This window comes from Azospirillum sp. B506 (assembly GCF_000333595.1).
In the GTDB taxonomy this organism is placed as follows: Bacteria; Pseudomonadota; Alphaproteobacteria; order Azospirillales; family Azospirillaceae; genus Azospirillum.
Genome location: NZ_BADK01000931.1, coordinates 1 through 11950 on the forward strand (window position 1 = coordinate 1; position 11950 = coordinate 11950).

Consider the following 11950-nt stretch of genomic DNA (forward strand, 5'->3'; position numbering starts at 1 on the left):
GCCTGCGGCATGTGCTACACCTCGGGCACCACCGGCAACCCGAAGGGCGTGCTGTACAGCCACCGCTCGTCCTACCTGCATGCCATCGCCGCCTGCCTGCCGGATGTGTTCGGCCTGTCGGCGTCGGACGTGGTGCTGCCGGTGGTACCGATGTTCCACGTCAATGCCTGGGGCGTGCCCTATGCGGCACCGATGGTCGGCGCCAAGCTGGTCTTCCCCGGCGGCAAGCTGGACGGTGCCAGCCTGTATGAGCTGTTCGAGGCCGAGAAGGTCACCAACAGCGCCGGCGTCCCGACCGTCTGGCTGGCGCTGCTGAACTGGCTGGATGCCAATGGCAAGAAACTCACCACCATGCGCCGCATCGCCATCGGCGGCTCCGCCTGCCCACCGGTGATGATCCAGCGCTTCCAGGAGATGGGGGTCGAGGTCCTGCATGCCTGGGGCATGACGGAGACCAGCCCGCTCGGACTCGCCAACACACCGAAGGGCAAGCATCGCGGCATGGATGCCGACGCGGCGCTGGAGCTGGCCTCGCGGCAGGGACGGCCGATCTGTGGCGTTCAGTTCCGTGTGGTTGACGGCTCCGGCACCGACGTTCCGCGGGACGGAACCAGCTTCGGCCGGCTTCTGGTCCGTGGCCCGACCGTCTGCTCCGGCTATTTCGGCGTGCTGGAAAGCCCTGCCCACCAGACGGTGCCGGGCTGGTTCGAGACCGGCGACGTGGTGACGATGGACGCCGACGGCTTCGTCCAGATCGTCGACCGCACCAAGGACGTCATCAAATCGGGCGGTGAGTGGATCAGCTCCATCGACCTGGAGAACATCGCCGTCGGACATCCCGGCGTCCAGGAGGCCGCCGCCGTCGCCGTCGCCGACGAGAAATGGGGCGAGCGCCCGGTGCTGGTCGTCGTCCGCAAGCCCGGCTCCGCCATCACCCGCGAGGAGCTGCTGGCGGTCTTCGAGGGCAAGGTGGCGAAATGGTGCATTCCCGACGATGTCCACTTCGTCGACAGCCTGCCCCACACCGCCACCGGCAAGCTGCTGAAAAGCGAAATCCGCCACATGCTGGCCGACCGCGACGGGGTGTGATCGGAAAAGAAGCGGGCCGGACGGCATGACCCGTCCGGCCCAGTGTCCCCGCTGAACCGGCGAGGACGACGCACCCGAGGGAGGAGCGCGCAACCGAAATCAGAGTACCGGCAGACGGCAGAGGCGACTTTCCCATCTGCGCCGGAAACTCAGCAGAATCACGCCATCGGGTGCCCCTTATCGCTCCGACCGCACCCGTGCCACCGCGTCGCGCCAGCCGCCATAGAGGCGGTCGCGCTTGCCCTGTTCCATGCGCGGCTCGAACCGGCGTTCGCTGCGCCAGGCGTCGGACACCGCCTCCAGCCTGTCGAACACGCCGACCTTCAGTGCCGCAAGGCAGGCGGTGCCCAGTGCCGTCGTCTCGATCACCTTCGGCCGTTCGACCGGCATGTTCAGCAGATCGGCGAGGAACTGGCAGAGCCAGTCGTTGGCGGCCATGCCGCCATCGATGCGCAGCGCGTTGATGGTGCCGCCCCAGTCGCCGGCCATCGCCTCCATCAGGTCACGGGTCTGGTAGGCGACCGCTTCCAATGCCGCACGGGCGATGTGGGCCGGGCCGACGTCCAGCGTCATGCCGAAGATGGCGGCGCGGGCATCCGAATCCCAGTGCGGAGCGCCCAAGCCCACGAAGGCCGGGACGAAATAGACGCCGTGGCTGTCGGGAACGCGGGTTGCCATGTCGTCGGTCTGGCTGGCATGGGTGATGATGCCGATGCCGTCGCGCAGCCATTTGATGGCCGCACCCGCCACGAAGATCGAGCCTTCCTGCGCGTAAGCGGTCTTGCCGTTCAGCCGGTAGGCGACGGTGGTCAGCAGCCGGTTCTTCGACACCACCGGCGTCTCCCCGGTGTTGATCAGCGCGAAGCAACCGGTGCCGTAGGTCGATTTCGCCATGCCCGGCGTCAGGCAGGCCTGCCCGAAGGCCGCCGCCTGCTGGTCGCCCGCAACGCCGGCGATGGGGATCGGACGGCCGAGCAGCTCCGGCTCGGTGGCGCCGAAATCGTCGGAGCTGTCGAGCACCCGCGGCAGCATGGCGCGCGGCACGCGGAACAGCGCCAGCAGCTCGTCATCCCAATCCTGGGCATGGATGTCGAACAGCATGGTGCGCGAGGCGTTGGTTGCATCGGTCGCATGCACCTGCCGCCCGGTCAGGTGATAGATCAGGAAACTGTCGATGGTGCCGAAGCACAGCTCGCCCCGTTCGGCCCGCGCCCGGGCGCCCGGCACATGGTCGAGGATCCAGGCGATCTTGGTGGCGGAGAAATAGGCGTCGATCAGCAGGCCGGTCTTGGAGCGCACCAGCTCGGCATGGCCGGCGGCGACCAGATCATGGCAGAGTGCTGCGGTGCGGCGGTCCTGCCAGACGATGGCGCGGTGGATCGGCTCGCCGGTGGCGCGGTCCCACACCACCGCGGTCTCGCGCTGGTTGGTGATGCCGATGGCGGCGATGGCGGAGACTGCGACCCCGGACTTCTCCACCGCTTCGCGCGCCACGGTGCGGACGTCGCGCAGGATGTCGGCCGGATCATGCTCGACCCAGCCGTCGCCGGGATAATGCTGGGGGAACTCGCGCCGCGCTTCGGCCAGCGGCGTCCCCCGGCCGTCGAACAGGATCGCCCGCGAAGAGGTGGTGCCCTGGTCGATGGCGAGGATGTGGCCGGCCTTGGTCATGCTCTGTTTCCCATTGTTCCGATTTTGGCGTGTCTCTCCTTCTCCCGATACGGAAGAGGGGATCTTCAGATAGATAAAAATGGGGCGACGGCATGCCGCCGCCCCGCAGTTTACCCCCGGCCCAACCAGGACGAAGTGCCGGGAGGAGAACCGTTCCGCCGGCCCGTTACTGGGCGCGGCCTTCCTTCCAGGCCTTCAGCAGGTCGTCATAGGCGATGGTCTGGCCCTTGGGCTTCTCGTTGTCGAGCTTGGCCTTCGGGGCGCCGGGGGCGGCGAACCACTCCTTCGGATCCTTCTTCGGGTTCAGCTTCGGTGCGCAGTCGCCACCGATGTTGGCGCGCTCCATGCGGGCCAGCACCTGCTCCATCTGCTCGGCCAGATTGTCCATCGCCTGCTGCGGGGTGCGCTCACCCGTCACGGCTTCGGCGATGTTCTGCCACCACAGCGGGGCGAGCTTCGGATAGTCCGGCACGTTGGTGCCGGTCGGCGTCCAGGCGACGCGGGCCGGGCTGCGGTAGAACTCGACCAGACCGCCAAGCTTCGGCGCCACCTGGGTCATCGGCTCCGACTTGATGTCGCTTTCGCGGATCGGCGTCAGGCCGACCAGCGTCTTCTTCAGCGACGCGGTCTTCGACACGGTGAACTGGGCATAGAGCCACGCGGCCTTGCGACGCTCCGACGGGGTGGACTTCAGCAGCGTCCAGGATCCCACATCCTGGTAGCCGAGCTTCATGCCCTGCTCCCAGTACGGGCCGTGCGGCGAGGGGGCCATGCGCCACTTCGGCGTGCCATCGGCGTTGACCACCGGCAGGCCCGGCTTGGTCATGTCCGCGGTGAAGGCGGTGTACCAGAAGATCTGCTGGGCGACCGCACCCTGGGCCGGCACCGGGCCGGCTTCGGAGAAGGTCATGCCGGCGGCCTCCGGCGGAGCGTACTTCTTCAGCCAGTCGATGTACTTGTTCAGAGAATAGACGGCGGCCGGACCGTTGGTGTCGCCGCCGCGGGCGACCGAGGCGCCGGCCGGGCGGCAGCCCTCGACGCGGATGCCCCACTCGTCGACCGGCTTGCCGTTCGGCAGGCCCTTGTCGCCGGCGCCGGCCATCGACAGCCAGGCGTCGGTGAAGCGCCAGCCGAGCGACGGGTCCTTCTTGCCGTAATCCATGTGGCCGTAGACGCGGACGCCATCGATTTCCTTCACGTCGTTGGTGAAGAACTCTGCGATGTCCTCATAGGCCGACCAGTCGAGCGGGACACCGAGGTCGTAGCCGTACTTGGCCTTGAACTTCTCCTTCAGGTCGGGACGGGCGAACCAGTCGGCGCGGAACCAGTAGAGGTTGGCGAACTGCTGGTCGGGCAGCTGGTAGAGCTTGCCGTCCGGACCGGTGGTGAAGCTGGTGCCGATGAAGTCCTTCACGTCCAGCGTCGGCAGCGTGACGTCCTTGCCTTCGCCGCCCATGAAATCGGACAGCGGGATGGCCTGGCCGTAACGGAAGTGGGTGCCGATCAGGTCGCTGTCGTTGACATAGGCGTCATAGACGTTGCGGCCCGATTGCATCTGCGTCTGCAGCTTCTCGATGACGTCGCCTTCCTGGATCAGGTCATGCTTCAGCTTGATCCCGGTCAGCTCGCTGAAGAGCTTGGCCAGCGTCTTCGATTCGAACTCGTGCGTCGTCAGCGTTTCGGAAACGACGTTGATCTCCATGCCCTTGTAGGGTTCGGCCGCCTTCACGAACCACTCCAGCTCCTTCATCTGCTCGTCCTTGGACAGCGTGGAGGGCTGGAGTTCCTCGATGATGCGCTTGGCGACGGCTTCCTGGTCCGGCGTCATGGCGGCAGACGGGGCGGCGGAGCCCATCGCCAGCAGAACACCGATGCCGCCGGCCATCACGGCCCCGGTCAGGCGGCTGCGCAGAGTTTGTTGCTGAAGCATGTTTCCTCCCACTTGTCGACTTGGTGTCTGATTGACGTTTCATTGTTGAGCGACCGGCGGAGACCGCCGTTCTTCCCGTCATCCCCGCAGCCCCGCGGGGAACGGATCCCTTGAAAACCCTGTGTAACTCCTCTCCTCAGCGGAAGCGGATCACCCGAACCGGATGACCAGGGCGATCCACAGCAGCGAGACCGCAAAGGCGCCCCACAGCGACACGTCGGTCGCGGCGAGCCAGCCCAGATGGATGAAGGCGCTGCCCAGCAGGCCGATGAACAGACGGTCGCCGCGGGTGGTGCGCATCGGCAGGAAGCCCTTTGCCTCCACCGTCGGCGACACCACCTCCCAGACCGTCATGCCGGCCAGCATCAGGGCGATGCACAGGAAGAAGATCGCGGTCGGCGCGGTCCACGCCATCCAGTCCATATCCATGACGCGGGGCCTCCCTCAGACCCGGCCCAGGGCGAAGCCCTTGGCGATGTAGTTGCGGACGAACCAGATCACCAGCGCGCCCGGCAGGATGGTCAGCACGCCGGCGGCGGCCAGCAGGCCCCAGTCCATGCCCGACGCGCTGACGGTGCGGGTCATGGTGGCGGCGATCGGCTTGGCATCGACCGAGGTCAGCGTGCGGGCCAGCAGAAGCTCGACCCAGCTGAACATGAAGCAGAAGAAGGCGGTGACGCCGACGCCGGCCCGGATCATCGGCAGGAACACCGTGCCGAAGAAGCGCGGGAAGCTGTAGCCGTCGATGTAGGCCATCTCGTCGATCTCGCGCGGCACGCCGGACATGAAGCCTTCCAGGATCCAGACCGCCAGCGGCACGTTGAACAGGCAGTGGGCCAGCGCCACCGCGATGTGCGTGTCGAACAGCCCGACCGTCTGGTAGAGCTGGAAGAAGGGAAGCAGGAACACGGCCGGCGGCGCCATCTTGTTGGTCAGCAGCCAGAAGAAGACGTGCTTGTCGCCGATGAAGCGGTAGCGCGAGAAGGCGTAGGCCGCCGGCAGTGCCACCGTCAGCGAGATGATGGTGTTCAGCGTCACATAATAGATCGAGTTGATGTAGCCGCTGTACCAGCTGGGATCGGTGAAGATGACGGTGTAATTGCGCAGCGTCGGGTTGTGCGGATACAGCGTCAGGCCCGACAGGATCTCCTCGTTCGTCTTGAAGGACATGTTGACCATCCAATAGATGGGCAGCATGAGGAAGACGATGTAGCAGATCAGAACGATGGTCCGGTTGGACACCCGCGCCGAGGAGCGGCGGATGTTGGCCGGCGCCGCCAGCGAACCGGGAGCGAGAACCGCGGCCTTGCTCATTTCTTCTCTCCCTCGCCGGTGCGGGTGATGATCGTGTAGAAGATGAAGCTGAACAGCAGCACGATCAGGAAGTAGACGATGGAGAAGGCCGCGGCCTTGCCGATGTCGAACTGCCCCACCGCCATCTGCGTCAGATACTGGCTGAGGAAGGTGGTGGAGTTGCCGGGGCCGCCGCCGGTCAGCACGAACGGCTCGGTGTAGATCATGAAGCTGTCCATGAAGCGCAGCAGCACCGCGATGATCAGGACGCCGCGCATCTTCGGCAGCTGGATGTAGCGGAACACCGCCCATTTCGACGCGCCGTCGATCTTGGCCGCCTGATAGAAGGCCGGCGGGATCGACTGCAGGCCGGCATAGCAGAGCAGCGCCACCAGGCTGGTCCAGTGCCAGACGTCCATCACCAGCACGGTGACCCAGGCATGGGCCGAATTGCTGGTGTAGTTGTAGTCGATGCCGATGGCGCGGAAGGTGGCGCCCAAGAGGCCGATGTCGCCGCGGCCGAAGATCTGCCAGATGGTGCCGACCACGTTGAACGGGATCAGCAACGGCAGGGCCAGCAGCACCAGCGTCAGCGACGTCTTAGCGCTGCGACCGCCGGGCATGCCGAGCGCGATCAGGATGCCCAAGGGGATCTCGATGGCCAGCACCGCCAACGAATAGACGATCTGGCGGACCAGCGCGTCGTGCAGCCGCTCGTCCTTCAGCACCGCCTCGAACCATTCGGTGCCGACGAAGAAGGTCTGGCCGGGGCCGAAGATCTCCTGCACCGAATAATTGACCACCGTCATCAGCGGGATCACGGCGCTGAAGGCGACGATCAGAAAGACCGGAATGATGAGGAACCAAGCCCGGTTGTCCTGGACCTTATCCATGGCTTGTGCCTCCTTAACCGACCAGATGGCTGTCGCGGTAGAGCTTGGTCCACCGGCTGGGGAACCGGATGGCGGCATCCAGCGCCGGGACTTCCTGCTCCTCGCTCAGCCGAACCTTCAGCATGTGGCTGTTCAGCCGCACCGTCGCCAGCTTGGAGGTGCCTAGATCGTCGACGCCGGTGACCTGCACCGGGATGGCGCCGGCGCTGCCGCTGCGGGTCAGCTCCAGGAATTCCGGGCGGATGCCCAGCTCGAACTTGCCGCCAACCGTTGGAACCGCGCGGTCGGGCAGCGGGATGGCAATGCCGTCGACCAGCGCATGGTCGTTGCCCAGCGTGCAGGGCATCAGGTTGATGCCGGGGCTGCCGATGAAATAGCCGACGAAGGTGTGCTGCGGGTTCTCGAACAGCTCCTGCGGGGTGCCGAGCTGGACCATGGCGCCCTCGTACATCACCGCGACCTTGTCGGCGAAGGTCAGCGCCTCCACCTGGTCGTGGGTCACGTAGATCATGGTCAGGCGGTATTCCTCATGGATCTGGCGCAGCTTGCGGCGCAGGATCCATTTGGTGTGCGGGTCGATGACGGTCAGCGGCTCGTCGAACAGGATGGCCGCCACGTCCGACCGCACCAGACCGCGACCCATCGAGATCTTCTGCTTGGCGTCCGGCGTCAGCCGCTGGGCGCGCTTCTTCAGGTCGGCGGTCAGGTCCAGCGCCTCGGCCACCTGCCGCACGCGGCGGTCGACATCCGCCGCCGGAACCTTGCGGTTGCGCAGCGGGAAGGCGAGATTCTCGTACACCGTCATGGTGTCGTAGATGACCGGAAACTGGAACACCTGGGCGATGTTGCGTTCCTCCGGAGTGCAGCGGGTCACGTCCAGCCCGTCGAACAGCACGCGCCCCTCGCTGGGCACCAGCAGACCGGAAATGATGTTCAGCAGCGTGGACTTGCCGCAGCCCGACGGGCCGAGCAGCGCATAGGCCTTGCCGTCCTCCCACTCCTGCGACAGGCGGCGGAGCGCGTAGTCCTCTGGCTTGCTGGGATGCGGGTGGTAGGAATGGCCGAGATTGTCGAATTGGATGGTCGCCATCGCTCCCGCCCCCCTCAGGCGATGTTGCGCAGCGCACCGCGCCGCCAGTTGGGTGCCGCCACCAGTTGCCCGGCGGCGGAGAAGACGAAGATGCGGTCGGGATCGGCATAGACCTGGATGTCGCTGCCGATCGGATGGCTGTGCACCCCCTCTTCGCGGGCGATCAGCGTGGTGTCGCCGTGGCGCAGATGGATGAAGGTCTCCGACCCGCTGATCTCCGACAGGGCGACCTTGCCCCTGACCGGCACCAGCCGCTCGGTCCGCCGCAGCACCGTCAGATGGTTGGCACGGATGCCGACCTTGCAAGGTCCTGCCGGCAGGTTGCGGTCATGGGCGGACAGCGGCAGGCCGGTGCCGTCCGACAGCGCCACGCGGTCGTTGGTCAGGATCGCGTCCACCACATTCATCGGCGGGTCGCTGAACACCTGCGCGCATTCCAGCGAGGCCGGCGTGTGGAACACGTCGCCGGTCGCCCCGGTCTGCAGCATCCGCCCCTCGTGCAGCACCGTGACGTTGCCGCCGAGGATCAGCGCCTCCTGCGGTTCGGTGGTGGCATAGACGACGGTGGTCTTGCCGTCCGCGAAAATCTCGCGCAGCTCGGCGCGCAGCTCCTCGCGCAGCTTGTAGTCCAGATTGACCAGCGGCTCGTCGAGCAGCAGCAGCCCGGCGCCCTTCACCAGCGCGCGGGCGATGGCGCAGCGCTGCTGCTGGCCGCCCGACAGTTCGGCCGGCAGCCGGTCGAGATAGGGCTCGATCCGCAGCATGGCGGCGGTGCGCCGAACCTTGGCGTCGATCTCCGCCTTGTCCTTGCCCTGACGGCGCAGCGGCGAGGCGATGTTCTCGTAGACCGTCATCGCCGGATAATTGATGAACTGCTGATAGACCATCGCCACGTCGCGATGGCGCACCGATGTGCCGGTGACGTCCTTGCCGTTCTCCAGCACGCGCCCGGCGCTGGGCGCGTCCAGCCCTGCCATCAGCCGCATCAGCGTCGTCTTGCCGGCCAGCGTCCGCCCCAGCAGGACGTTGAAGCTGCCCGGTTGCAGCTCCAGCGACAGCGGATGGAGATGCTGCTCGGCGCCGAAGCGCTTCGCCACGCCTTCCAGTGTGAGTGTCACCGCATTCCTCCCATCGACCGGCCAATTCAGGCGGCGGCGTTTTCGCCGGCTTTCCTGTTGGCCGTTGCTTCGCGGCGGCGGTCGAACCAGCCGCCGATGGCTTCCCGGATCTTGGCGTCCAGGTGCAGCCCGAGTTTGGAGCGCCGCCACAGGAAGTCGTCGCCGGTCATGGCGAACTCCTCCCGCACGGCATAATCGAGTTCGGCTTCATAGACGCCGCCCCCGAAATCGATGCCCAGATCGCCAGGCCCCTTGGCGTCGCCCAGCAGCCGCTCCACCCGCGTGCCGTAGGCCCGCGCCAGCCGCAGCGCCAGCGCATCGGGCAGCCAGGGCCCGCTGCGCTTCAAACCGGCCAGGAAGCCGGCGAAATCGCCGTTGGCGATGTCGCGCCCGGGCAACGCCACGTCGGCGGTCCAGGTGACGCCGCCCTTGCCCAGCGCCTTGCCCAGCTTCTCCGTCGCCTCCTCCGCCAGCCGGCGGAAGGTGGTGATCTTGCCGCCGAAGATCGACAGCATCGGCGCGTCGCCGGCCGGTTCGTCCATCTCCAGCACATAGTCGCGGGTGACGGCCGAGGCGTTGCCGCTGGCGTCGTCGAACAGCGGACGGACGCCGCTGTAGGTCCACACCACGTCGCTCTCGCGCACCGGCTTGGCGAAATAGCGCGACACCGCCCGGCACAGATAGGAGATTTCCTCCTGGCTGATCGCCACCGCACCGGGATCGCCCGAATAATCGAGGTCGGTGGTGCCGATCAGGGTGAAATCACGCTCGTACGGGATGGCGAAGACGATGCGGCGGTCGTCGTTCTGGAAGATGTAGGCGTGATCGCCTTCGAACATCTTCGGCACGACGATGTGGCTGCCCTTGACCAGCCGCACCGACTTGTCGACGGTGACGCCGGTGCGCTTGGCGATCATTTCGCGGACCCAGGGACCGGCGGCATTGACCAGGGCGCGGGCGCGGACGGTGCGGGTGGCGCCGCTGTTCACGTCGACCAGCGTCGCTTCCCACAGGCCGCCCTTCCGTTCGGCCTTCTCGCAACGGGTGCGGGTCAGGATTTCCGCCCCGCGGGCCTGCGCGTCCATCGCGTTCAGCACGACCAGCCGGCTGTCCTCAACCCAGCAGTCCGAATACTCGAACGCCTTGGTGAAGCCGCCCGCCAGCGGCTTTCCGGCCGGCGCGCTGGTCAGATCGACGCCGTGCGATCCCGGCAGCAGCTTGCGCTTTCCCAGATGATCGTAAAGAAACAGGCCGATGCGCACCATCCAGGCCGGGCGCTGGTTGTGGTCGTGCGGCAGAACGAAGCGCAGCGGCCAGATGATGTGCGGCGCGGCGCGCAGCAGCACCTCGCGCTCCTGCAGCGCCTCGCGCACCAGACGGAATTCATAATATTCGAGATAGCGCAGCCCGCCATGGATCAGCTTGGTGCTGGCCGACGAGGTGGCGCCCGCAAGGTCGCCCTGTTCGCACAGCACCACCGACATCCCGCGCCCGACCGCATCGCGGGCGATGCCCGCCCCGTTCACGCCGCCGCCAACGATCAGCAGATCCGTCACCGCCGTATCGGTCGCTCCGAGCCGGCCGTCCGGTCCTGCAGGGATCGCGTTTGCCATGGGTTCCTCTCCGTACCGCGCCGCGCCGGTTCCTCGCGAAGCCGGCCGCTTTCGTTTCAGAACATAGAATGTTCGTTCGCGTTTGAAAAGGAAAATGTTTGTTCAACGGACCATGTTTCCGAGGCTACGCCGGATCCAGCATCTTTCCTATTGGAAAAATGGCTGATCCGGCGTTGCCCGCTCCGAAGCACTCACGCCACACGGATTCCGCCCAGCAGACGGTCGATGTCGTCGCTCAGGCTTTCGGACCGTTGCGAAAGCGCACGGGTGGCATCGACCACTTGGGCAGCGGCGCTGCCGGTGCGGTCACCGCGTTCGTTAACCGGAACCACGGGATCGGCGATGCTCTGCACCGCGTCGGAAGCGTGGCCGATGCTGCGCGCGATCTCATCGGTGGCGGCGGACTGCTCTTCCAACGCGGCGGCGACCATGGCGGTGATCTCGTCGATGCGGCTGATGGTGCGGCCGATGCCGTCGATGGCCGAGACCGCCCCCTGCGCCGTCGTCCGCACCGCCTGGACCTGTTGGGCGATTTCCTCCGTCGCCCTGGCGGTCTGGCCGGCGAGGCTGCGTACCTCCTCCGCCACCACGGCGAAGCCTTTCCCCGCGTCACCCGCGCGGGCCGCCTCGATGGTGGCGTTCAGCGCCAGCAGGTTGGTCTGGCCGGCGATGGCGTTGATCATGCCGACCACGTCGCCGATCTTCTGCGCAGCGGTGGACAGCGCCACCATCAGCGCGTTGGTGCTGCGCGCCTCGTCGACCGCGCTGCGGGCGATCTGGCTGGAATCGCCGACCCGCCGGGTGATCTCGCCGATGGAGGCCGAGAGCTGGCTGGCGGTGGCGGCCACCGTCTGCACGTTGGTCGCGGTGTCGGCCACCGCGGACCGCACGTCGGTCATCCGGCGGCAGGTCTGCTCGGCGGTGACGGACATCCCCTCCGACGCCTCGCGCATGGCGGCCGACGCGGTTGCGATGTGACGGGAGGCCTCCTTCACGCTGGCTTCGATGCTGGCGGCAATCGACTGGATGGCGCGCGACCGCTCGGAATCGGCGGCCTGCTTCATCGCATCCTGCTCCTCCTGCAGCCGGGCGATTTCGGCGCTCTTGTCGCGGAAGACGCCAACGATCCCGGCCATCTCGGCGATCTCGTCGCGCCCGCCGACCGTGGCATCGGCCGCGAGATCGCCGGCGGCGACCGCGCGCATGGCGTCGATCACCCGCAGCAGCCGGCGGGTCAGCCGGTTGCGCACATA

The 11950-nt window shown here is 66.8% G+C and carries 10 protein-coding genes; 1 reads left to right on the plus strand and 9 read right to left on the minus strand.

Features of this window, described 5'->3' with window-relative positions; genetic code table 11:
* A partial coding sequence (locus I71_RS28750) for an AMP-binding protein (RefSeq protein WP_042702373.1) occupies positions 1-1089 on the plus strand: 1089 nt, incomplete at its 5' end.
* A gap of 177 nt (positions 1090-1266) precedes the next feature.
* Here I71_RS28750 and glpK read toward each other — a convergent pair.
* The 9 genes from glpK to I71_RS28795 all read right to left on the minus strand — a co-directional run.
* Positions 1267-2760, minus strand: coding sequence for a glycerol kinase GlpK (gene glpK / locus I71_RS28755; protein ID WP_042702376.1), 1494 nt, complete (start codon positions 2758-2760; stop codon positions 1267-1269).
* Positions 2761-2926: 166 nt separating this feature from the next.
* Positions 2927-4690, minus strand: a complete 1764-nt coding sequence (locus I71_RS28760; protein WP_042702378.1) for an ABC transporter substrate-binding protein — start codon at positions 4688-4690, stop codon at positions 2927-2929.
* Positions 4691-4840: 150 nt separating this feature from the next.
* Complete coding sequence (locus I71_RS28765) at positions 4841-5119, minus strand: DUF2160 domain-containing protein (RefSeq protein ID WP_244434116.1); 279 nt, start codon at positions 5117-5119, stop codon at positions 4841-4843.
* Positions 5120-5134: 15 nt separating this feature from the next.
* Positions 5135-5887: a carbohydrate ABC transporter permease gene (locus I71_RS28770; protein ID WP_244434117.1), complete on the minus strand. Its 753-nt coding sequence runs from the start codon at positions 5885-5887 to the stop codon at positions 5135-5137.
* Positions 5888-6000: 113 nt separating this feature from the next.
* The gene (locus tag I71_RS28775; RefSeq protein WP_042702379.1) at positions 6001-6876 is read right to left on the minus strand and encodes a carbohydrate ABC transporter permease; all 876 of its coding nucleotides are present in this window, start codon (positions 6874-6876) and stop codon (positions 6001-6003) included.
* A 13-nt stretch (positions 6877-6889) separates the two neighbouring features.
* Positions 6890-7966, minus strand: coding sequence for an ABC transporter ATP-binding protein (locus tag I71_RS28780; RefSeq protein ID WP_042702381.1), 1077 nt, complete (start codon positions 7964-7966; stop codon positions 6890-6892).
* 14 nt (positions 7967-7980) lie between these two features.
* Positions 7981-9084, minus strand: coding sequence for an ABC transporter ATP-binding protein (locus I71_RS28785; RefSeq protein WP_042702383.1), 1104 nt, complete (start codon positions 9082-9084; stop codon positions 7981-7983).
* Between the two features lie 26 nt (positions 9085-9110).
* Positions 9111-10697, minus strand: coding sequence for a glycerol-3-phosphate dehydrogenase (gene glpD / locus I71_RS28790; protein ID WP_083897448.1), 1587 nt, complete (start codon positions 10695-10697; stop codon positions 9111-9113).
* A gap of 191 nt (positions 10698-10888) precedes the next feature.
* Positions 10889-11950, minus strand: a 1062-nt coding sequence (locus I71_RS28795; RefSeq protein ID WP_042702391.1) for a methyl-accepting chemotaxis protein, incomplete at its 5' end; no start/stop codon positions are given.